Source organism: Butyrivibrio sp. INlla16 (assembly GCF_900104155.1).
Lineage (GTDB): Bacteria > Bacillota > Clostridia > Lachnospirales > Lachnospiraceae > Butyrivibrio.
This window is the reverse complement of the sequence record NZ_FMYB01000016.1, coordinates 1-23,562: the sequence shown is the minus strand read 5'-3', so window position 1 is coordinate 23,562 and position 23,562 is coordinate 1. Positions and strand designations below refer to the sequence as shown.

Genomic DNA, 23,562 nt, shown 5'->3' with positions numbered 1-23,562 from the left:
ATGAAAAAGGCAAAATAAGTTGTTTATGGGGAGTTTTTTATGGCAGATAATGATACACAATTAAAATATAAGGAGCTTTCGGAAAAAATCCGCTATCATATGGACCGGTATTACAATCAGGATGCTCCTGAGATTTCTGATTATGAGTATGATCAGCTGATGCTGGAACTTAAAAAAATGGAGAAAGAGCATCCGGAGCTCATAACCAAGGAGTCGCCGAGCCAGATTATCGGAGGCACAGCAAAGAGAGAAGCCGGAGTGAAGGTAACTCACAATGTTCCTATGCTTTCAATCGAAGACGTATTTGACAAGGCAGATGTTACTTCCTGGGTGAATAAAGTTCATGAAAAGCATCCGGATGCGCAGTTTTCTGTAGAACAGAAGATAGACGGTCTTTCGATGACTCTCAGGTATGAGGCGGATACAGATAAGCCCGGTTTTATGAAGCTTGTGATGGCTGAGACCAGAGGGGATGGAAGAATCGGGGAAGATGTTACAATAAATGCTCTTGTGATTCCTGATGTACAGAAGGAAATAAGGTACAGTGCAAGTTATCTGGAGCTTCGCGGTGAAGTATATATGTCACACGAGGACTTTGACAGATTCAATGAACAGCAGGAGAAGCTCGGCAAAAAGCTTGCAGCTAATCCGAGAAATCTAGCGGCGGGAACGCTTAGGCAGCTTGACAGTGCAGTTACAAAGGAGCGCGGCCTTCGAATGTTTGTGTTTAATGTTCAGGATGGCCCTGCAGCGCTTTTGGAAAGCCACTGCAAAGCACTTGATACTTTGGAGGAGCTCGGTATTCCTGTTGTACGACACAGACTCTGCAATAGTTCCGAGGATGTTATTGATGCGATAGATGCCATCGGTGACGAGCGATTTGACCTTACTTTTGATCTCGACGGAGCTGTAGTAAAGGTTGATCATACAGCCTGGAGAGACGATTTTCCGGCAGGCAGCAAATACTCAAGCGGACATATTGCATACAAGTACCCGCCTGAAGAAAAAGTTGTTGTAATGGATGAAATCATTGTAGATGTAGGCAGAACTGGTAAGCTTACTTTTACAGGAAGTTTTCATGATAAAGAGACCGGAAAACCCGCAAGACTTTGCGGAACCTCAGTTTCAAGAGCAACACTGCACAACCAGGATTACATCAGGGATATGAAAATAGGTATAGGAGGAGCATATAAACTCTTCAAATCAGGTGAGATCATACCAAAATTAAATGGTTGTGTGGAAGAACCTGCAGAGATATTCAAAGCTCCTGAAATATGTCCTGTATGCGGGCATAAGCTAGTTCGGGAAGAGGATACAGCAGACATAAGGTGCGTTAATCCCACATGCCCTGCTCAGGTTACGAGAACTATAGCCTATTTTACATCAAGAGATGCCATGAACATCATGGGACTTGGTGATACGCTCATAGAAGCCCTGACAAAAGACGGATATCTGAAAAGCTATGCCGATATATATGACCTTTACAAGTACCGTGATGAGATGGTTGAAAAGGGAATAATCGGTAAGGAAAAGAATACAGATAAACTCCTATCTGAGATAGAAAAGTCAAAAGAAAATGACCCGGTAATGCTTCTGACAGGACTTGCCATAAGAAATGTCGGGAAAGCTACAGCCAGAGAAATCATGAAACATGTATCGGATCTTACTGATCTTTTCAAAATTACTGTGGATGGATTTTTGTCTATGCCTGATATTGGAGATACGACGGCAAATGATTTGTACGAGTTCTTCCACAGCAAGGATAATGAAGAATTGATACTCAGGATGAAAGATGCCGGGGTAAATATGGCTGTTAAAATTGATGAGGACGCCTCGGATAAACTAAGCGGTATGACAATTGTTGTTACCGGAACACTGCCCAGTCTTGGGAGAAAAGAAGCAGAAGAGCTTATTACGAAGAACGGTGGAAAAGCTGCCGGAAGTGTTTCGAAGAAGACTACAATGGTTCTTGCGGGAGAAGCTGCAGGCAGTAAACTGACCAAGGCACAGGAACTGGGTATTAAAGTTATAAACGAAGCAGAATTTCTTGAATTAATAAAATAATATACCTTTTATAAGGTGATGGAGGTTATGGTATGCCGATCAAAATTATGAATGATCTCCCGGTACGTGAGATCCTGGAAAAAGAAAATATCTTTGTGGTTGATGAAAATCGCGCCATGCATCAGGATATTCGTTCTTTGAATATTTGTATTCTGAATCTGATGCCATTAAAGGAGGATACAGAGCTTCAGCTCCTTAGATCTTTATCTAATACACCTTTACAGATAGATGTTTCTTTTATGAGAGTTAGCAGTCACAAGTCGCTTAATACATCGCCAAACCATCTTAACAGATTCTATCATACCTTTGATGAGCTTCAGGATAATACCTATGACGGACTTATTATAACAGGAGCTCCGGTTGAGCAGATGGAATTCGAAGAGGTCGATTATTGGGAGGAACTCTGCAGAATTTTCGAGTGGTCAAAAACAAACGTGACTTCTACTTTTCATATCTGCTGGGGAGCACAGGCCGGACTCTATTACCATTACGGAATAAAGAAACGCCCACTGCAGGAAAAACTTTTTGGTTTATTTGAGCACAGGGTGGAGAACAGGAAAGTTCCGCTTGTAAGGGGATTTGATGATGTATTTCTTATGCCCCATTCAAGACATACGGAATCACCCTCTTCAGAGATACATGCATGCAAAGACCTTGTAGTTCTCGCGGAATCAACTGTTGCAGGTGTTTTTCTTTGCATGAGCAGAGACGGAAAAAACATTTTTGTTATGGGACATGCAGAATATGACAGACTGACTCTTCACAACGAATACATTAGAGATTTAAGCAAGGATCTTCCTATACATATTCCTGAAAACTATTATCCGGAAGACAATCCTGATAATACACCAAAGTTAACCTGGCGTTCACACTGTAATAATCTGTATTCCAATTGGCTTGATTATTATGTATATCAGGCAACTCCATATAGATGGGGCCAGATCCTTGATGACGAGAAAAAAACCAAAGCAACCTCTGCCCTTACGACTGAAACTATCTGAAATGTTTTTTTTATAAACATAAAAGTTTTATGAAATATGGGGTACTATGTCCGCAAACGATAAAAAATAAGCTAAAATATAATATATCGATGATGTTTAGCTTGCGGATTTTTATCTGCGGAAAAGGGGTAACCTATGGGTTTAGATCTTGAAGAGGAAGAGAAGGAAGTAAAGACTACAACTAAGACCAGAACCAAGAGAACCAAAGAACTTTTGGAAGAGAATGCCAAGCGGATGGAAGAGCTTAAGACTGAGCATGCCAATATGGAGAGAGAGATAGAGGATCTCGATAAAGAAGCAGCAGCTCTCGGAAACAAGGATGCCTTGAATTTAAAGATTACTCATGAGAAATTTGGCAAAGGCACAATTGTTAAGCAGGATGGCAAATATATAGAGGTTGAGTTTTCGGATGTAGTCAAAAAGTTTGTACTTCCGGGGGCAATAGCCGATGGATACCTTAAGATCGATGATGAAAATCTGCTTGATTATTTCAAGAAGAGAAACGATGTTCATAATCGTTCCCTTAAAGCGCATCTGGCTTTAAGATCTAATGAGTTTGCTATGGAACGACTTCAGGATGACATCGATAAACTTAATGAAAAGGCAAGGTAATTAAACAAATACAGCCGGTGCAAATGCACCGGCTGATTTTTATTTCTCATACTTTATGAAATTGCTTTTGCCTCTTCAAGCTTTTCTTCTTCATGAGCCTTGGTGTGAGCCGTAGAGAGCATGAGCTTGATTCTGTTAAGCTGATTTACTTCACTTGCACCCGGGTCATAATCAATTGCTACGATATTACATCCGGGATAGAGTTTTCTCATCTGCTTAATTACGCCCTTACCAACAACATGGTTCGGAAGACAACCAAAAGGCTGTGTGCAGACAATATTGGAGGCACCTTCCTTGATGAGCTCAACCATCTCGCCTGTAAGGAACCAGCCTTCACCTGTCTGGTTACCGATTGAAACAATAGGCTTTGCATATTCAACAAGCTTATAAATGCTTGTAGGAGCATCAAAGTGAATACTCTTTTCAAATGCTTTGGAAGCTCCGCCGCGAAGCTTTTCCAGAGCCCATATACCTGCTTTACAAAAGGCCTTGGTCTTAGCGCTTGTTCCAAACTGATCAGCTTTGTAAACCTGATTGTAGAAGCAGTAGAGCATGAAGTCTAAAAGATCCGGAACAACAGCTTCGGCGCCTTCTGATTCAAGAAGCTCTACAAGGTGATTGTTAGCAGCGGGAGCAAATTTTACAAGAATCTCTCCTACAACACCGACTCTTGGTTTAATGGCATCGGTAATTGGAATCTTATCAAAATCTTCAACTATTTCCCTGCACATACGCTGGAATTTGAAGAAGCTTAGATGCTTTGCAGAAACAAATTCTATACACTTTTTCTTCCACTTATCATGAAGGGCATTAACCGAACCTTCAGTAACTTCGTAGGGACGCATACGATATACGCATCTCATGAAGATATCACCGAAAACTGCCGCATAAGCAGCTCTTTCAAGCATCTCAAAATTGAGATGGAAGCCCGGGTTCGCCTCAAGCTTACTTAAGTTGGCGGAGATAACGGGGACTTGTTCCATACCGGCTTTTCTCAAAGCCCTTCTTATGAAACCAACATAGTTGGTAGCACGACATCCACCGCCTGTCTGGCTCATGAGCACGGCAGTTCTATCAAGATCATATTTTCCTGAGTGAAGCTCATCCATGATCTGACCGACAACCCAGAGTGAAGGGTAGCAGGCATCATTGTTAACATACTTAAGACCCATATCTATAGCATGCTTATTATCATTCTGCATTACAACAATGTTGTAACCGCATGCGGAAAGAGCCGGCTCAATGATGTCAAAATGTATAGGAGACATCTGAGGAACGAGAATGGTGTAATTTGCTCTCATTTCCTCCGTAAAGAGCTTTCTGTTAATTGCGGTTGAACCTATTGTGCGTTCTTTGTTTTCTTTCTGTGCGCGCACACGTATAGCTGCAAGCAATGAACGAACACGAATTCTTGCGCTGCCAAGATTATTAACTTCATCAATTTTAAGACAGGTATAAATTTTATCTGAACCAGATAATATATCATTTACCTGATCTGTGGTTACTGCGTCCAGACCGCAACCAAAAGAGTTAAGCTGAATAAGATCAAGATCATCTCTTGTGCGTACAAAACTTGCTGCGGCATACAGACGTGAGTGATACATCCACTGGTCTGATACAATAAGTGGGCGTTCAGGTGTCCCGAGGTGAGATACTGAATCCTCTGTAAGAACCGCAACACCGTAGGAACAAATCATATCCGGAATACCATGATTGATCTCGGGATCTACATGGTAGGGGCGACCTGCTACAACAATACCGTGGCGATTGTTGTCCTTCATCCAGCGAAGAGTCTCTTCGCCTTTCTTTCGGATATCATCCCTTGCTTTTTCCATCTCAGCCCAGCCTTCGCTTGCCGCTGCAATTATTTCATTGGCAGGAAGCTCTGAAAATTCCTTAACAAGTGCATCAGTGGCAGTCTTAAGGCTTGCAAAGGACATAAAAGGATTTCTAAGCTTTACTTTTCCATCAGTAATTGCTTCTACGTTATTCTTTATATTCTCAGAATAAGAGGTAACAATAGGGCAGTTATAGTGGTTTGTTGCTCCATCTACCTCGTCGCGCTCGTAGAACAGACCGGGATAGAAGATGAAATCAACGTTATTTCTGATGAGCCACTCAATATGACCATGAGAAATCTTTGCCGGATAACACTCAGATTCGCTGGGAATTGATTCAATACCAAGCTCATAAATCTGGTGAGTGGATCTGGGTGAGAGAACTACGCGATATCCGAGCTTTGTGAAAAATGTAAACCAGAAAGGATAGTTCTCATAATAATTCAGAACTCTGGGAATACCAACTGTTCCGCGTTTAGCCTCAAGTTCATTAAGAGGCTTGTAATCAAATATTCTCTTGTACTTATATTCAAAAAGATTAGGAATGCCGGCAGCATTTTTTACTTTGCCAATACCGCGTTCGCAGCGATTACCTGAGATGTGCTGACGTCCACCCGTAAATTTATTAATCGTAAGACGACAATGATTGGTGCAGCCCTGACAGGTAGTCATGCTTGTTGAATACTCGAGCTTGTTAATCTGATCGATTGTAAGCATGGTTGTCTTAGAGCTGTTTTTTTCGTGGAATCGATTTCTTGCGATAAGAGCAGCACCAAAAGCACCCATAATGCCGGCAATGTCAGGTCGTGTAACCTGAGCACCTGAAATTTTCTCAAATGCTTTAAGAACGGCATCGTTGTAGAAGGTACCTCCCTGAACAACTATGTGATCACCGAGTTCCTTTGCATCTGATACTTTTATAACCTTAAAGAGTGCGTTTTTAATAACCGAATAAGCAAGTCCCGCAGAAATATCAGCAACAGAAGCACCTTCCTTCTGAGCCTGCTTTACTCGTGAGTTCATGAAAACCGTGCAGCGTGTACCAAGATCAATGGGAGCATCAGCAAACAGAGCGATCTTTGCAAAGTCCTGAACGTTATAATTAAGAGATTTTGCAAAAGTCTCTATAAAGCTTCCGCAACCGGAAGAACATGCTTCGTTAAGCTGAACGCTGTCGACAGTTTCATTTTTTATATGAATACACTTCATATCCTGACCGCCTATATCAAGGATACAGTCAACTTCAGGATCAAAGAATGCAGCGGCATTATAATGTGCAATAGTCTCTACTTCACCATCATCGAGCATAAGCGCGGACTTAAGCAAAGCCTCACCGTAACCGGTGGAGCAGGAACGAGCTATATTAACGCCCTCGGGCATAAGCTTATAGATTTCCTGAATAGAGCTGATAGCTGTTTTAAGAGGGCTTCCGTTATTGCTTGAATAGAATGAATAAAGAAGATCACCGTCCTCAGATACGAGGGCACATTTAGTAGTGGTGCTTCCCGCATCGATTCCGAGGAATGCGTTTCCTTTATAAGTGTCAAGCTTTGCGGTTTTTACACGGTAATTATTCTGGCGATCAAGGAATTCCTTATACTCATCTTCAGACTCAAAGAGTGGCTCAAGTCTTGAGACCTCTGCCGCCATTGTAATCTTATGTGAGAGCTTGCCAATCATATCAACCATGGAGTAATGGCAGTCTTCCTGCGCATTCATGGCTGAACCGATTGCAGCAAAAAGATGAGAATTATCAGTGTCGATAATATGCTCATCATCAAGCTTAAGTGTGCGGATAAAAGCAACCTTAAGCTCTGAAAGGAAATGAAGAGGACCGCCGAGAAATGCGATGTGTCCTCTGATGGGCTTACCGCAGGCAAGACCGCTTATGGTCTGATTTACCACAGCCTGGAAAATAGAAGCCGCAAGGTCTTCCTTAGTTGCACCTTCATTGATAAGAGGCTGTATGTCTGATTTTGCGAATACTCCGCATCGAGCTGCAATAGTATAGAGAGACTGATAATTCTTGGCATAATCATTAAGACCGGATGCATCTGTCTGTAAAAGAGATGCCATCTGGTCGATAAATGAACCTGTACCGCCTGCGCAGATACCGTTCATTCGCTGCTCAACATTACCGTCTTCAAAGTAGATGATCTTTGCATCCTCGCCGCCAAGCTCAATAGCCACGTCAGTCTTGGGAGCAAGAGCCTTCAGTGCTGTGGATACGGAGATAACTTCCTGGACAAAAGGTACTTCCAGATGGCTGGCAAGAGTAAGACCGCCGGACCCTGTAATGACAGGGTGAAGGGTAACATTACCGCTTATTTTTGCAGCATCCTGAAGAAGTGATAAGAGTGTCTCCTGAATGTTTGCAAAATGTCTCTTATAATCTGAAAAGACGATGTTTCTGTCTGAGTCCATAAGAGCAATCTTGACGGTGGTAGAACCAATGTCAATGCCAAGTGTGTAGTCCTTTGAAATCATAAATAAAAACCTCTGAAACCTAAAAAACCTAAAAACAAATCTGTTACTACTTATATTTATATCGCAAAAATAAAATGCGCATTACGCTACATTATAATCGAAGAAAGTTTAAAAATCAATTATTCAAATATCGGTGCAAAAGGGCATAAAATGTGATAAACTCAATAAGAATGTGTAAAAACATATAATAAAATTTTGCAAAGAAAGCTATTTTTTGTGATAGTTTTCATAATAGGAGTTATATGAGTAATTTTGAAAAGAAATTCGGGAAATATGCAATAAAGAATCTGACACTTGTTCTTATTATATGTTATATAATCGGCTACATTTTTAGATTTGCTCCAATTGGAACAGGCATATTAAATATGCTTACTCTTAATCCACATTTGATTCTGCGTGGCCAGATATGGAGAATTGTAACCTGGATACTTATTCCACCTACGGAGAGTAATCTTTTCTTTGTACTTATCATGCTGTATTTTTATTATTCAATAGGAACGACCATGGAGAGAGTATGGGGAGAGTATAAATATAATCTCTATATTTTTACCGGTTTACTTTTAATGATCATAGCTGCTTTTTTAAGCTATGCATTTGTTCTGTTTGAATTAAAAATGGGAATGAATACACCTTATATGACAGGAGATGTCGGATTTGAGATGCAACTGGCTGCGTATTCATTTAGTACATATTACATTAATATGTCTATACTGCTTGCATTTGCCGCAACTTTTCCTGATAACGTTGTACTTTTCATGTTCATTATTCCGCTTAAGATGAAGTGGCTTGGAATAGTATATGGTGGCTGGCTTGCCTTTGAAGCTATTTCCGCATTTGTGAATGGAAATATTTATCTGTTCTTTGCTATTATGGCCTCACTTTTAACCTTTGCCATTTTCTGGTTCTCAGGCGGACGCCTCATGCATCTTCGGCCGAAAGAAGTCAAGAGAAGAAACGATTTCAAGCGTTCTGTAAAGATAACGCCGCCAGGAATTACAAAACACAAATGTGCTGTTTGCGGCAAAACAGAAAGTGATGATCCCACCATGGAATTCAGATTTTGTTCCAAATGTAACGGCAATTATGAGTATTGTCAGGAACATCTTTTTACTCATACACATGTGAAATAACAGGAGATTTATATGTCTAATCTTGATAATAAGGAAAAGGAATTCACGCAGGTTCTTGCAGATATTACGAAGCATGCAAGAAGACAGGGCGGAACGGTTACTGAGGACGAGATAAGGGATGCATTTGAAAACCTTGAACTTAGTGATGCCCAGTACGAACTTATATATGATTATTTAAAAAAGCACAATATAGGTATTGGAGAGACAATCGATTCAAGTGAGTACCTCAGTGAGGAAGAATCGGGATATCTTTCTGAGTATCTTGAAGAATTATCCATGATTGAAACTGTTTCTGACGGTGAAAAGGAAGCAATTATTATTTCCGCCATGGCGGGAGAAACAGATGCGCAGAAGAAACTGGCGGAGATAAGCCTTTCCATGGTTGCCGATGTTGCAAAGCTGTATGCAGAGCAGGGAGTACTTATTGAGGATCTTATAGGTGAGGGCAACATTGCTCTTATGAAGGCGGTTGGAGATCTCTCCAATATGGAAGATCATAAAGAATGTGATGCATTTCTGGCTCAGATGGTTATGGATGCCATGGAGAATCTTATAGAGGATGATGCTGCAGAAACAGCCAGAGCGCAAAAAGCTGTTAAGCTTGTTCAGGAGGTTGCGGATAAGGCTAAGGAGCTGGCCGATGAACTCAGAAGAAGCTGTACTGTAGATGAGCTTGCTGAAGAGACCGGCTGGGACAGAGCAAAAATACTTGAAGCAATCAAAGCGTGCGGCAATCAGATAGAAGATATAGATTATAAACCTGAAAAGAAGGAATGATTTCCCTTCAATCGGATTTGTTTTGAAAATAAGGGTGATTTATCGTACACCAAAAATGATAGTATTAGGTAGAACAAAGGGGACAGGTACTTGTACAACATTGTAAACGAGGATGATTTTAAATATACCATGCAGGATGTTTCAAAATATTATTTTGGAGCAAGGCTGAGTTATACAGAAATCCTCGCGGATGAGATGGCACCGTTTAAGTTTAAGACTATCGTGGAGCGGTACATAGTTAAGGATATGGATCCGGCCACAACCCTTGAGAGTCACCTTTATTACCTGGCAGAGGAGGATTTTCAGTTTCAGGTTTTCAAACAACTCAAGGCTAAGGTAAGAGTTAGCCAGTTAAGAAAAGGATCCTCTGATCACTATCAGGAAAAAGTGTATACGATGAACCAGCTTGCAGCAATTACTCCTTCGGAAAAAGAAGAAGCAGGTATGATAGTAAGGGAACTTATTGTTTCCAAACTGGCTCTCTTTGCATTTTCTGTGTGATTCTTATACACAGATTTTGGGGTTGACTTTTCTTCCAGGTGTGTGTAATATACAAAAGTCTTAATTATGGCGTGTCGCCAATTTTTCCATTTTTTATTTGTTTTACGGGTAAACTTTCGAGTTTTTTATGTTGACACATACGAACATTTGTTTTATTATCATTACAGAACGCTTGTTCTGGAGAAAAGGAGAAGAACAGTATGGAAAGAGAAGATAAGCAGAGAGCATTAGAGGCAGCACTCGGACAGATTGAGAAGCAGTTTGGTAAAGGAGCTGTTATGAAATTAGGCGATCCTTCGGCTCAGATGAATGTTGAGACCACTCCGACAGGCTCACTCAGTCTTGATATAGCACTTGGTCTTGGAGGTATTCCGAAGGGACGTATTGTTGAGATTTATGGACCTGAGTCCAGTGGTAAGACAACGGTCACACTCCACATGATCGCAGAGGTTCAGAAGAGAGGCGGTATCGCAGGATTCATTGATGCTGAACATGCGCTTGATCCAGTATATGCCAAGAATATCGGTGTTGATGTGGATAATTTATATATTTCACAGCCGGATTCAGGTGAACAGGCTCTTGAGATTTGCGAGACAATGGTTCGCTCAGGTGCTATAGACATAGTTGTAGTAGACTCTGTAGCTGCGTTGGTGCCTAAGGCAGAAATAGATGGCGATATGGGCGATTCCCATGTCGGACTTCAGGCCAGACTCATGTCACAGGCACTTCGTAAACTTACAGCGGTTATCAGCAAGTCCAATTGCTCGGTTATCTTTATAAATCAGCTTCGAGAGAAGGTTGGTGTTATGTTTGGCAATCCGGAGACTACAACCGGCGGACGTGCTCTCAAATTCTATTCTTCCGTAAGAATGGATGTAAGAAGAATTGAGACCTTGAAGCAGAGCGGAGAGTCTATCGGAAACCGTACAAGAGTGAAAATTGTTAAGAATAAGATTGCACCTCCGTTTAAAGAGGCTGAATTCGACATCATGTATGGCAAAGGAATTTCTTATACTGGTGATGTACTTGATCTTGCAGCCGCTTGTGACATTGTGAATAAGAGTGGCGCGTGGTACCAGTACGGAAGCGACAAGATCGGCCAGGGACGTGAGAATGCTAAGACTTATCTTGCTGAACATCCTGAAGTACTTGAAGAAATTGCTGCAAAAGTAAGGAGTCATTACGGACTTGAGGGCGGCGAAGAAGCCAAGGAAGAGGAGCCGGCTCCCACAGGAAAAAAGTCTAAGGCTTCCAAATCAGAAGAGGCATAAGCATCATGACTGTAACGGATATAGTAGCGTTTGACAATAAAAGATCTAAAGTATTTATAGATGGTGAATTCGCTTTTATCCTGTACAGAGGCGAGATAAGAACTTATGGAATTAAAACAGGCGAAGAGATTTCTTCGCCTGTTTTTAATGAGATAACAGAGACGGTTATTCCTAAAAGAGCAAAGCTAAGAGCTATGAATTTGCTTCAAAAACGTGATTATACTGAACGCAAGCTGCGGGATAAGCTTAGGGAAGGAATGTATGCCGAATCTGTGATCGATGAGACTATAGATTATCTTAAATCCTACAGATACATTGATGACGAGAGATATGCCGGGGATTACATCAGATATCAGATGAATCTTCGGAGTAAAAACAGAATAAAACAGGATCTGATACAAAAAGGGATTTCTGCTGACATAATTGAGAAAATTGTATCTGAGGCTTACTCAGAGGAAAATGATGACCCCGAGCTTGAGCTTTGTATTTCTCTTTTACGAAAGAAACGCTTTGATAATGAGAATGCCACCTACGAAGAGAGGCAGAAAATGATGGCATTTTTATACCGAAAAGGCTTTGACGGCGACACTATACAAAGAGCGTTATCACTTGACACGGGCATAAACTGAGCGTAAACTTAATATGTTGTTATATTGTATGAAATAATGAATTTTTTAATCATTTTATACAAAATATCGTACAATGAAAATTAAATAAGGAGGTGCTCCTGTATGCTTGCAATTATTTTTGTAGCAGTAGCAGCAACTCTTGTCATTTCGGTACTGGTAACCGCTTTGGTCATGACATTCCGTCAAAAGAAAATTGACGCTGAGAATGAGAGCAAGATCGGAACCGCAGAGGAAAGGGCAAGAAAAATCATCGACGATGCTGTAAGAGCTGCCGATGAATCGAAGCGCGAAAAACTCCTGGAAGTAAAAGAAGAATCACTTAAGGCCAGAAATGACCTTGAAAAGGAAGTGAGGGATAGGAGAGCAGAGGTTCAGCGTTCAGAAAGAAGAGTTCAGCAGAAAGAAGAGAACGTCGAAAAGAGATCAGAAGCAATTGAGAAGAAAGAGGCCAGTTTAAATGCACGTGAAGATGCATTGAACAAGAAAACGCAAGAGGTTGCGAAGCTTGATGAGCAGAGAAGACAGGAACTTGAGAAAATCTCAGGCTTAACCTCCGAGCAGGCAAAAGAGTATCTTTTAAAGATTGTTGAAGATGACGTAAAACATGAATCCGCAGTCATGATTAAAAACATGGAAGCGGAGGCTAAGGAAGAGGCAGATAAGCGCGCTAAGGAAATTGTGGTAAATGCAATTCAGAGATGCGCAGCAGATCATGTTTCGGAGACAACCATTTCGGTTGTTCAGCTTCCTAACGATGAGATGAAGGGACGTATTATCGGCCGAGAGGGAAGAAATATCAGAACTCTCGAAACCATGACAGGTGTTGATCTTATTATTGATGATACACCTGAGGCTGTTGTTATCTCAGGATTTGATCCTATCAGAAGAGAAGTAGCCAGAATCGCTCTTGAAAAACTGATTGTAGATGGCCGAATCCATCCTGCAAGAATTGAAGAGATGGTTGAAAAGGCACAGAAGGAAGTTGCCAATAAGATTAAAGAAGAAGGTGAGAATGCCGCTCTTGAAGCAGGTGTTCATGGACTGCATCCTGAAATCATCAAACTTCTTGGTCGCATGCGTTTCCGTACAAGTTATGGTCAGAACGCATTAAAGCATTCTGTTGAAGTATCACAGCTTTGCGGACTTATGGCTTCAGAATTGGAGCTTGATGTTCGTCTTGCTAAGAGAGCCGGTCTCCTTCATGATATCGGTAAGGCCGTTGATCATGAGATGGAAGGCTCACATATTTCGCTTGGTGTTGATATTTGTAAGAAGTACAAAGAATCTGCAACCGTCATCAATGCAGTAGAGGCACATCACGGAGATGTTGAACCTCAGTCACTTATAGCTGTTATAGTACAGGCTGCTGATACCATTTCAGCTGCAAGACCAGGAGCTCGTAGAGAGACTCTGGAGACTTATACCAGCAGATTAAAAGAACTCGAGGAGATCACAGGAAGCTTTAAGGGCGTTGATCACTCATTTGCTATTCAGGCCGGAAGAGAAGTCAGAGTAATGGTTGTTCCCGAACAGATAAGTGACTCCGATATGGTATTAATGGCAAGAGACATTGCCAAGAAGATTGAGAACGAGATGGAATATCCCGGACAGATCAAGGTTAATATCATTCGTGAGAGTAGGGCAACTGATTTTGCTAAATAATTATAGGCTTAAATGATAATGACCGATGTGGAAAACACATCGGTCATTTTTATTTTGTAAAGTTTGATAGTGCTAACGGTTTATACTATACTAATAAAGATACAAAAACATATCTTAAGGAGGCTTATATGCAAGAGTCAGGTGAAGACTATATCGAAACAATATATCTCTTGAAAAAGAGAAATGGCTACGTTCGTTCAATAGATGTTGCTAATGAACTTGGCTTTTCAAGACCCAGCGTTTCGAGGGCTGTTGGAATCCTAAAAGAATACGGATTCATTACCGTGGCAAACGATGGTGAGCTTGAACTTACACAGGAAGGCTTAAAAAAGGCCAAAAGTGTTTATGACAGACATACAAATCTTACAAAATTTCTCATGCTGACTGCAAAAGTATCTCCGGAAATAGCAGAAAATGATGCGTGCAGAATTGAGCACATCATTAGTCCGGAAACCTTTAAGGGAATTAAGAAATATATAAAAGAGCATAAAGATGAGTTTGAGTAATGACTTTGAAAAAAGGATAAAGGCTATTCTCGGAGATGAATTTGAACAGCTTGAGGAAGCCCTTGAAAGAGAGCCCGTAAGGGCAATAAGGTTAAATCCTTTACGACTTGGGGATACGAGTGCGAACAAAGCCTCGATAATTCTTGATAAAACCTCAGCCAATCTTGAGGATGAAATCTTATGGGAACCTACAGGCTATAGTTTTAATTCCGGAACTCCGGGTAAACATCCTTATCATGAAGCAGGGGTTTACTATATCCAGGAACCCAGTGCAATGTCGCCGGTGAGTTTTCTGAATCCTCAGCCGGGTGAAAAGGTGCTCGACCTTTGTGCTGCTCCGGGAGGAAAAAGTACTCAGATTGCATGCCGGATGAAGGGTAAGGGCATACTTGTAGCAAATGAGATTGACAGGAAAAGAGCACAGACATTATCACTGAATGTTGAGAGGCTTGGAATTAGAAACGCTCTTGTCACGAACATGAAGCCGGAGATGCTTTCTGAAATTTTTGAAGGATATTTTGACAGAATACTTGTTGATGCACCCTGCTCCGGTGAAGGTATGTTCAGAAAAAATGATGAAGCGATTGATAACTGGAGCGAGGATAATGTGGAGCTTTGTGCAAAGAGACAGACAGATATATTAAAGTATGCGGTTAAAATGCTCGCACCGGGCGGCCGACTTGTTTATTCTACATGTACCTTTGCACCTGAAGAGGATGAACTTCAGGTCGGTATTTTGATTCAGGATGGATTAAAGCCTGTAAGCATAGAATTATATGACGGCATGGTTCCCGGAGATATCGCTAATATTCAAAAAGTCAGAGATATTGTCGGAACTTTTGATTTTGATGAATATATATCTTTTCAGAAGCAGATTTCTTCGGAGATTAACGAGGCAGTAAAAAAATGTACGGCAAGACTGTGGCCTCATAAGATTAAGGGAGAAGGCCATTTTCTTGCAGTGTTTGAAAAAGAAGGGGATATTAGTCTTAATCATGGGAATTATGGTATTAACGGAAATATAAAACCCGTGAAGGAAACAGATATAAAACCCTTCATGCAATTTGCTGATGAAAATATAAAAGAAATAGATATTACTAAGGACCAAAAAGGATTTGTACATATACAAGGCTGTATAAGTGGTAATCCTTTTCTTTTTGGTGACCAGTTATATTTGGCCCCGGACGGGATGCCTGGAATCAGAGGGCTTACTGTTTTGAGACCGGGGTTACACTTGGGAACTATAAAAAAAGACCGTTTTGAACCATCTCATGCGTTGGCACTTGCAATAACGACAGAGGATGTACGGTATTCGTATGAACTTCATGATACTTCAAAAGCAATGCAGTTTATAGGAGGCATGAGCTTCAGAGAACCGGGGCTTTCAAATGGCTGGTATCTTATCACATTTGATGGCTACAGCCTGGGATGGTCAAAGTATGCGGGGGGCTCATTAAAGAACCACTATCCGAAAGGACTAAGAATTTATACATGAAAAAGTTACTGAAATATCTTAAGAAATATTCATTGGAAGCCGCCCTGGGTCCGCTTTTCAAATTGCTTGAGGCCAGTTTTGAGCTTATAGTGCCTCTTGTTGTTGCAGCCATTATTGATAAGGGTATCAGAAACAACGACAGCTCGTATGTATTAAAAATGAGCCTGGTTCTCATACTTCTTGCAGTAGTAGGGTATATCAGTTCTGTAACGGCGCAGTTTTTTGCAGCTAAGGCAGCTTCTTATTTTGCTGCTGCGGTTAAGAAAGATCTTTTTAAGAATATCCAGGGGCTGTCTTACGAACAGATTGACAGCCTTGGTACCAATACTTTGATAACCAGGATGACAAGTGATATAAACCAGGTTCAGCAAGGAGTTAATCTTACCCTTAGACTGCTTCTTCGTTCACCTTTTGTTGTCTTTGGTGCAATGGTTATGGCTTTTACTATTGATTTTAACCAGGCACTGATTTTCCTTGTTACGATAATTGTTCTGTCTATAGTTGTTTTCGGAATTATGCTTTGGGGAATTCCAAGATATAAAAAGGTTCAGGAACTTCTGGATAATGTTCTTGGACTCACAAGAGAAAATCTTTCGGGAGTCCGTGTTATAAGAGCTTTTGGACTTGAAAAAAAAGAAACGGGCAACTTTAGAGCTAAAAATGAAGGGCTCACTAAGCTTCAGGAGTTTGTCGGCAGGGTTTCTGCACTGATGAACCCTATAACTTATGTGATTCTTAATCTTGCAATAATAATTCTTCTTAAGACGGGGGCGGATAAAGTTTATACCGGAATTCTTACCACCGGAGCAGTAGTGGCTCTTTATAATTATATGTCTCAGATTCTGGTAGAGCTTGTTAAGCTGGCAAATCTGATCATTCAGGTTACGAGATCGTTTGCCTGCGGAAACAGAATTCAGACCATGCTTGAAGAAACAGGGTCAATGACAGGTGGAAGTGTTGATGCAAAAAGTGTATCAATGAAGGATGATATTGTAATATGTTTTGAGAATGTATCATTGTGCTACAAAGGTGACAGCGAAGATTCACTTTCGGAAGTGACTTTTTCCGCAAAGAAGGGCGAATCGATCGGAATTATCGGTGGTACCGGTTCGGGAAAAACTACGCTTGTTAATCTTATTCCGAGATTTTATGATGCCACAGGCGGAAGCGTTAAATTCAAAGGAAGAGATGTCAGGGATTATACCCTTGAATCCCTGAGAGATGTGATTGGGGTTGTTCCTCAGAAGGCAGTTCTTTTCAAAGGAACCATAAGAGATAATCTCAGATGGGGCAACGCAAATGCGAGTGATGAAGAGATTTGGGATGCTGTTCATACTGCGCAGGCAGCCAAAGTTGTGAAAGAAAAGAAGGGGCAGCTTTCAGCTGAAATAACACAAAGCGGCAGGAATCTCTCGGGAGGTCAGAGGCAAAGGCTCACGATAGCGAGAGCTCTTGTCAAAAAGCCCGAAGTTCTGATACTTGATGACAGCTCATCAGCTCTCGATAATATGACTGATAAAAATCTTAGAAATGCTATTTCAAAGCTTTCATATAAGCCGGTAACATTTATAGTTTCGCAGAGAGCGGCATCAATAAGATTCTGTGACAAAATAATAGTTCTCGATGACGGACATGTCGATGGAATCGGAACGCATGAAGAACTTCTTATGAACAGTGCGACTTACAGAGAAATTTTTGAGTCACAGTTTGGAAAGGAGGCCGTAAATGCGTGAACTTAAACGTGTTTTGAAATATGCCTCCGCATATAAATTATTGATATTTTTATCAATCAGTTTTGCTGTTATATCAGCCGTACTAACGCTGTATGCGCCTATAATTGCAGGGCAGGTTGTGGACTGTATCGTTGGCAAAGGAGATGTGAACTTTGAACTTATAAGGTCGCTCCTTATCAGGATGGGAATTGTTATTGGTATTACTGCACTTTGCCAGTGGTTTATGTATGGTGTTAATAACAGAATTACATTTAGCGTTATCAGAGATGTAAGAAATGACGCCTTTGATAAGCTTCAGATATTGCCCTTTGAATATCTGGATAGTCATCCACAGGGAGAAGTGGTTAGTAAGGTTATTTCAGATGTTGACCAGTTTGCAGATGGTCTTCTTATGGGCTTCACACAGCTTTTTACAGGCATTGTTACCATTGCCGGTACGTTGGTTTTCATGTTCTACCTTCAGTGGAAGATAGCTGCTATGGTAGTGATTCTAACGCCTATATCACTTCTTGTTGCGAGATTTATAGCAACAAGATCCTACTCACTTTTCAAGGAGCAGTCTAAAGCAAGAGCTGAGCAGACGGCGCTCATTGATGAGATGATAGGCAATCTGAAGGTTGTAAAAGCCTTTGGACACGAAGATGAAAATCAGGAGACTTTTGATGAAATTAATGAACGACTCGCAAAGACTAGCTTAAAGGCCACATTTTTCTCATCCCTTACAAATCCCAGCACCAGAGTTGTTAATAATACTGTTTATGCTTTTGTGGCACTCTTTGGAGCTTTCGAATGTATAAATGGAATAATGAGTGTTGGATCGCTTACAATTTTTTTGAGTTATGCTACGCAGTATACTAAACCTTTTAATGAGATATCAGGTGTTGTAACAGAACTTCAGAATGCGCTTGCCTGTGCAAGGCGAGTATTTGATCTTATTGATGAAAAGCCGCAGATCCCGGATGCTGTTCCTTGCGATGAACTCGGCATTGCAAAAGGCAATATTGAAATTAAAGATGTGGAGTTTTCGTACGATAAGGACAGAGAATTGATCAAAAACCTCACACTTTCCGTAAAAGAAGGTCAGAGAGTAGCTATAGTAGGTCCGACTGGAAGCGGAAAAACAACTATTATCAATCTTCTGATGAGATTCTATGATGTAGATAAGGGTGCTATAAGTGTCGAGGGATGTGACATAAGAAACTTAAGAAGAGCGCAGCTTCGCGAAAATTATGGAATGGTACTTCAGGAGACCTGGCTTAGAAGCGGGACTATAAAGGATAATATTACTCTTGGCAGAACAGGCTTTACTGAGGCTGAGGTTATAGAAGCGGCGAAAAAGTCGCATGCTCACAGCTTCATAAAAAAATTACCGGACGGATATGACACCGTGATAAGTGAGGATGGAGGAATGCTTTCTCAGGGACAGAAGCAGCTCTTGTGTATTACAAGAATTATGCTGAGTGTACCTCCGATGCTCATTTTAGATGAAGCGACAAGCTCTATTGATACACGCACGGAGATGAGAATTCAGCGAGCATTCCAGAAAATGATGGTGGGTAGAACAAGCTTTATCGTTGCTCACAGATTGTCTACTATCAAGGAAGCCGACAGGATACTTGTAATGAAAGACGGACATATTATAGAGCAGGGAGATCATAACTCGCTTCTTAAAGCCAACGGTTTTTACTCAGATCTATACAGAAGCCAGTTTGAACAGTGAAAATATTAAATATTTTTTACATAAAATGAGTTAAAATAATAGGCAAAAGATTGCCACTATAAAACAAGGATTTTTATACATAGATTCAGGAGAAGTATATGAAGAAGAGACCGGTATACGTTATTGGACATAAAAACCCGGATACAGACTCTGTCTGTGCAGCAATATGCTATGCGAATCTTAAGAACAAGATTGCAGGTGAAGAAGTCTGTGAACCCAGACGATGCGGGCATCTTAATGAGGAGACACAGTTTGTACTTGGTCGCTTTGGCATAACTGCACCAAAGTATACGAAGGATGTGCGTACGCAGGTTTGCGACATGGAGATAAGAGACCTCCATGCTGATGATGATCATATTTCCTTAAAACGCGCCTGGGAGAGAATGAAGGATGAGAATGTAGTTACTCTTTGCATTACTCAGAATGGAAAACTGACAGGTCTTATTACTACAAATGACATCATGGAGACCTGTATGGATGTTCATGATGCGACAATTCTTTCCGAAACAAAGACCTATTACGGAAATATAGTTGATACGCTTGATGGCAATATGCTTGTGGGGGATATGTCAGAGCAGATTACATCAGGTAAAGTTCTGATTGCGACAGCTTCTCCGGAAATCATGGAGGAGGTAATTGATCCCGGAGATATAGTTATATGCGGTAACCGCTATGAAACACAGCTTGTTGCTATAGAGAACCAGGCAGCCTGTATAGTTGTCTGCATAGATGCTAAGGTCACCAATACAATACAGAAGCTTGCGGAGGAGCGTGGCTGTAGGATTATCACAACTCCTTATGATACCTTTACCGTAGCAAGACTTATCAATGAGAGCGCGCCTGTTGGCTCCATCATGAAAAGAGAACAACTTGTTTCTTTTCATACCAATGATTTTATTGAAGATATTCAGCAGACCATGGCACAGGTTCGCCACAGATATTTCCCGGTTTTAGATGAAGATGAGAACTTTGTGGGAATGATTTCACGCCGTAATTTGCTGGGAGCGATGAGAAAACAGCTCATTCTTGTTGATCATAATGAAAAGAGTCAGACTGTTGATGGAGCTGAGAGTGCAGAAATTCTTGAGATAATCGATCACCACAGACTCGGATCATCGATAGAGACTGCAAATCCGGTATTTTTCAGAAATCAGCCCCTTGGTTCGTCGTGTACAATAATCTATTCGATGTATAAAGAATCTGGGATTGAGGTTGATAAAACCACGGCGGCACTTATGCTGTCGGCCATTATCTCGGATACACTCATGTACAGATCTCCTACCTGTACAGAGATAGATAAGCGCGCCGGTGAAGAGCTTGCTGCTATTGCGGAGATAAATGTTGAGGACTTTGCAAGGGAGATGTTCCGTGCAGGATCCAATATGGGAAGTAAAACTCCAAAACAGATTGTTCATCAGGACTTCAAAAAGTTTACCGTTGAAGATAAAACAATCGGTATTGGTCAGGTCAATTCTATGAGCGCAGAAGAGCTTGCAGAGATCAAGGAGAGAGTACTTCCTGAACTCAAGGATATTATGGTGAGCGACGGACTTGATATGATTTTCTTTATGATGACCAATATAATAAGCGAATCTTCGATTGTGGCTTTTGAAGGGAACAAGGCGGAGAGTATCATTGATACAGGTTTCCATGTGACAGCAGGCAGCGACCATATAGCGCTGTTAAAAGGTGTTGTATCAAGGAAAAAGCAGCTTTTGCCCACAATAGTTGAAGCTTTGCAACAATAAAAAAATCATCAATAAATGTAAAGATACTAAAAATGTGTTATAATACCCTCAGTAACATTTTTTCGTTATTGAGGGTTATTTAATGAAATATTTTTTTACGAGGGAAAAGATCAGGTTCATCGCTATCGCTCTGATAGCTTTTCTTTTCGTGAGTTCTTCGGAGAATTATTCCATTATTTCCAAAGCAGAGGATAATAACAGATATTTTGAAACTACAGAGGCAATCTATAGGGTTAATCCTTTATATGCCGGGATTATTTCTGAGGATGAGCTTTATCACGGCCCTGAACTTCGGGTTACCGAGGAGGCTGTTCTTAATGCGGAAAAGAGTTCTTCTGTAGCTGAGGCAGCTGCTGTCTTGCGAGAAGGATTAAAACGTAAGGATAGGAATATCTATGTGTACTTCACATTCCCAGGTACGGATTATGATGCTTCTTCGCTTATAACTATGGAGAATAATGCTTTCAATATTGCAATGCAGCATACAGGCAAGGGTAATGAAGGTGATTATCTCAAATGGGGCTATAGCGGCATGGGAATGCAGATAGCCTACGATAAGAAGGATGGCAAAACAAGCGGAACTTTCACTTTTTATATGACTTATTATACTTCTGCAGCGCAGGAACAATCTGTGAATGCAAAAGTAAGCCAGATTTCATCCGCATTGTCGCTCTCATCAAAGGGAGAATATGACAAAATTCTGGCGGTGTATGAATATGTATGCAACAACGTAAAATATGAGTATGGTAATTCTCAGTTAAAATATACCTGCTATGCGGCTGCGATAAATAAAAGTGCTGTTTGTCAGGGATATGCGCTCCTTGTTTACAGACTTTTAAATGATGCGGGGGTAAGCTGCAGGCTTATTGCCGGGAATACAAGTTCCGGAGGGCATGGCTGGAATATTGTTAGAGTCGGAGATTATTACTATAACATTGATGCAACCTGGGATGCGGGAAAAAACAAGGAAAAATATGCGTACTTTATGAAATGTGACAGTGAATTTGATGATCACAAAAGATGGTCGCAGTATGCGGATTCGTCATTTTATCAGCTTCATCCCATGAGTTCTACAAGCTATAATACGGGAACTGTAGGTTCCTATGTATCTGTAAAGACGCTGTCACTTAGTAAAGATAAACTTACTTTGAAGGCCGGAGAAAGCAGTCAGCTTAAGGCGACGGTTAAGCCTGCCAGAGCAGAGTCACTTCTTACATGGAAGAGCAATAACAAAAATGTGGCTTCAGTAGATTCAAACGGCAAGGTGAATGCTGTAGCAGCAGGAACCTGTACCGTAACGGTTTCTGCTCCTGATGGCAAAAAGGATATCTGTTATGTCACGGTTACTGAGGAAAACTCAGAAATAAAGTCATTAAAGCTGAATAAGAAAAAACTAAAGTTGAAAAAGGGAAAGAAGTTCAAACTGACTTTGAAAACTAACCCGGTTTCAGCTAAGGATACTACGCAGCTTGTATGGAAGTGCAGCAACAAAAAAGTCGCCAAGATAACAAAAAAAGGTGTTGTGAAGGCAAAAGGAAAAGGGACTTGTATCGTCACAGTATCTACAAAGGATGGGAAAAAGAAAGCAACCTGTAAGGTTACTGTAAAATAAACATAGGACATATATAATATTGAAATATGAACGACAAAAACGGACATTTTCTCAAAAATGTCCGTTTTTGTTCTTATGGAATAGGGTTATACTATCGTATCAGCTGACAAAAAACTTGTCAGCAATAGTCTCCATATAAATGTCACGCTGATCTTCAGGCACATCATATTCATCCATTGCCTTGGATACAGACCAGTGATTAATGCCTATGGAACGAAGCATATGTCTGATAAGTGTATAATCGATAACGTTGTCGTTGGTCATATCAATATCAAATTCTTTTGTTAAAATGGCTGACATAAAGAACCCCCAAAAATAGTAAAATCCAACATATACATACATATAGTTGAAATAATTCCCCTTCAACTACTATATATTGTATTACATATTTGAATTAATTCAATAGATTTCTTTCGAAAATTTGAAGATTATTTTTATGAGTAACTTGTAAAACTAAATTCCACCCCTTTAACACACGACATGGAACTTACTAATTCCAAACTCGGGTATGGAATTTACTAATTCTTATTGATATCATCCATAGGTTCATCCACATATGCTCTCCGGCATTAAGGAGGAACTTATGGAATCCACTAATAAGAACAAGCATCTTGATTTAGACAAGCGTTATGAAATCCAACATGGTTTGGATGACTCTCTCAGCTTTAAAGCCATTGGAGCTGCGATAGGAAAAGACTGTACCACTATTTCAAAAGAAGTCAGAGCACATATCATATATGAAAAGAAGGGCGCTCCTTATCGGCCTTTCAATGACT

Annotated in this window: 18 protein-coding genes; 16 read left to right on the top strand and 2 right to left on the bottom strand. The window is 40.7% G+C overall.

Going from position 1 to position 23,562, the window contains the following annotated elements; genetic code table 11:
* The first annotated feature begins 39 nt into the window (after nucleotides 1-39).
* The 3 genes from ligA (at nucleotide 40) to BLR42_RS09215 (ending at nucleotide 3,677) form a co-directional block, all read left to right on the top strand.
* Entirely contained in the window at nucleotides 40-2,064 is a 2,025-nt protein-coding gene (gene ligA / locus BLR42_RS09225; protein ID WP_091868465.1) for an NAD-dependent DNA ligase LigA, read from the top strand.
* A 32-nt stretch (nucleotides 2,065-2,096) separates the two neighbouring features.
* Nucleotides 2,097-3,065: a homoserine O-acetyltransferase MetA gene (gene metA / locus BLR42_RS09220; RefSeq protein ID WP_091819525.1), complete on the top strand. Its 969-nt coding sequence runs from the start codon at nucleotides 2,097-2,099 to the stop codon at nucleotides 3,063-3,065.
* A 135-nt stretch (nucleotides 3,066-3,200) separates the two neighbouring features.
* The gene (locus BLR42_RS09215) at nucleotides 3,201-3,677 is read left to right on the top strand and encodes a hypothetical protein (RefSeq protein ID WP_091868463.1); all 477 of its coding nucleotides are present in this window, start codon (nucleotides 3,201-3,203) and stop codon (nucleotides 3,675-3,677) included.
* A gap of 53 nt (nucleotides 3,678-3,730) precedes the next feature.
* Here the strand turns inward: BLR42_RS09215 and BLR42_RS09210 are convergent, their stop codons facing one another.
* Nucleotides 3,731-8,002, bottom strand: a complete 4,272-nt coding sequence (locus tag BLR42_RS09210; RefSeq protein ID WP_091868461.1) for a 2-hydroxyacyl-CoA dehydratase — start codon at nucleotides 8,000-8,002, stop codon at nucleotides 3,731-3,733.
* Between the two features lie 242 nt (nucleotides 8,003-8,244).
* Here BLR42_RS09210 and BLR42_RS09205 point away from each other — a divergent pair, with 242 nt between their 5' ends.
* The 12 genes from BLR42_RS09205 (at nucleotide 8,245) to BLR42_RS09150 (ending at nucleotide 22,786) form a co-directional block, all read left to right on the top strand.
* A complete protein-coding gene (locus BLR42_RS09205) occupies nucleotides 8,245-9,132 on the top strand; it encodes a hypothetical protein (protein WP_091868459.1) in 888 nt (295 codons plus the stop codon).
* Nucleotides 9,133-9,144: 12 nt separating this feature from the next.
* Nucleotides 9,145-9,909 carry an RNA polymerase sigma factor region1.1 domain-containing protein gene (locus BLR42_RS09200; RefSeq protein WP_091868457.1) on the top strand — a complete coding sequence of 255 codons (765 nt, stop codon included), beginning with the start codon at nucleotides 9,145-9,147 and terminating at the stop codon, nucleotides 9,907-9,909.
* 90 nt (nucleotides 9,910-9,999) lie between these two features.
* Complete coding sequence (locus tag BLR42_RS09195; RefSeq protein WP_091868455.1) at nucleotides 10,000-10,410, top strand: hypothetical protein; 411 nt, start codon at nucleotides 10,000-10,002, stop codon at nucleotides 10,408-10,410.
* 200 nt (nucleotides 10,411-10,610) lie between these two features.
* Nucleotides 10,611-11,681, top strand: coding sequence for a recombinase RecA (gene recA, locus BLR42_RS09190; RefSeq protein ID WP_022760112.1), 1,071 nt, complete (start codon nucleotides 10,611-10,613; stop codon nucleotides 11,679-11,681).
* A 5-nt stretch (nucleotides 11,682-11,686) separates the two neighbouring features.
* Nucleotides 11,687-12,310, top strand: coding sequence for a regulatory protein RecX (locus BLR42_RS09185; protein WP_091868452.1), 624 nt, complete (start codon nucleotides 11,687-11,689; stop codon nucleotides 12,308-12,310).
* Nucleotides 12,311-12,412: 102 nt separating this feature from the next.
* Complete coding sequence (gene rny / locus BLR42_RS09180) at nucleotides 12,413-13,972, top strand: ribonuclease Y (RefSeq protein WP_022760110.1); 1,560 nt, start codon at nucleotides 12,413-12,415, stop codon at nucleotides 13,970-13,972.
* A 128-nt stretch (nucleotides 13,973-14,100) separates the two neighbouring features.
* Nucleotides 14,101-14,478 carry a metal-dependent transcriptional regulator gene (locus BLR42_RS09175; protein WP_091868450.1) on the top strand — a complete coding sequence of 126 codons (378 nt, stop codon included), beginning with the start codon at nucleotides 14,101-14,103 and terminating at the stop codon, nucleotides 14,476-14,478.
* Nucleotides 14,465-15,973 (top strand): RsmF rRNA methyltransferase first C-terminal domain-containing protein, encoded by a 1,509-nt coding sequence (locus BLR42_RS09170; protein ID WP_091868448.1) that lies wholly within the window; start codon nucleotides 14,465-14,467, stop codon nucleotides 15,971-15,973. Before BLR42_RS09175 ends, BLR42_RS09170 begins: the two co-directional genes overlap by 14 nt.
* The gene (locus tag BLR42_RS09165) at nucleotides 15,970-17,706 is read left to right on the top strand and encodes an ABC transporter ATP-binding protein (RefSeq protein ID WP_091868446.1); all 1,737 of its coding nucleotides are present in this window, start codon (nucleotides 15,970-15,972) and stop codon (nucleotides 17,704-17,706) included. Before BLR42_RS09170 ends, BLR42_RS09165 begins: the two co-directional genes overlap by 4 nt.
* Nucleotides 17,699-19,426, top strand: coding sequence for an ABC transporter ATP-binding protein (locus BLR42_RS09160; RefSeq protein WP_091868444.1), 1,728 nt, complete (start codon nucleotides 17,699-17,701; stop codon nucleotides 19,424-19,426). The genes BLR42_RS09165 and BLR42_RS09160 overlap by 8 nt, the downstream gene beginning before the upstream one ends.
* A gap of 98 nt (nucleotides 19,427-19,524) precedes the next feature.
* Nucleotides 19,525-21,174 carry a putative manganese-dependent inorganic diphosphatase gene (locus BLR42_RS09155; protein ID WP_091868442.1) on the top strand — a complete coding sequence of 550 codons (1,650 nt, stop codon included), beginning with the start codon at nucleotides 19,525-19,527 and terminating at the stop codon, nucleotides 21,172-21,174.
* An 82-nt stretch (nucleotides 21,175-21,256) separates the two neighbouring features.
* Nucleotides 21,257-22,786: an Ig-like domain-containing protein gene (locus tag BLR42_RS09150; RefSeq protein ID WP_091868440.1), complete on the top strand. Its 1,530-nt coding sequence runs from the start codon at nucleotides 21,257-21,259 to the stop codon at nucleotides 22,784-22,786.
* 99 nt (nucleotides 22,787-22,885) lie between these two features.
* Here BLR42_RS09150 and BLR42_RS09145 read toward each other — a convergent pair whose 3' ends face one another.
* Nucleotides 22,886-23,086, bottom strand: a complete 201-nt coding sequence (locus BLR42_RS09145) for a hypothetical protein (RefSeq protein WP_022760103.1) — start codon at nucleotides 23,084-23,086, stop codon at nucleotides 22,886-22,888.
* A gap of 283 nt (nucleotides 23,087-23,369) precedes the next feature.
* Between BLR42_RS09145 and BLR42_RS09140 the strand changes: the two genes are divergently transcribed.
* Nucleotides 23,370-23,562, top strand: a 193-nt coding sequence (locus BLR42_RS09140; protein WP_139165132.1) for a helix-turn-helix domain-containing protein, incomplete at its 3' end; no start/stop codon positions are given.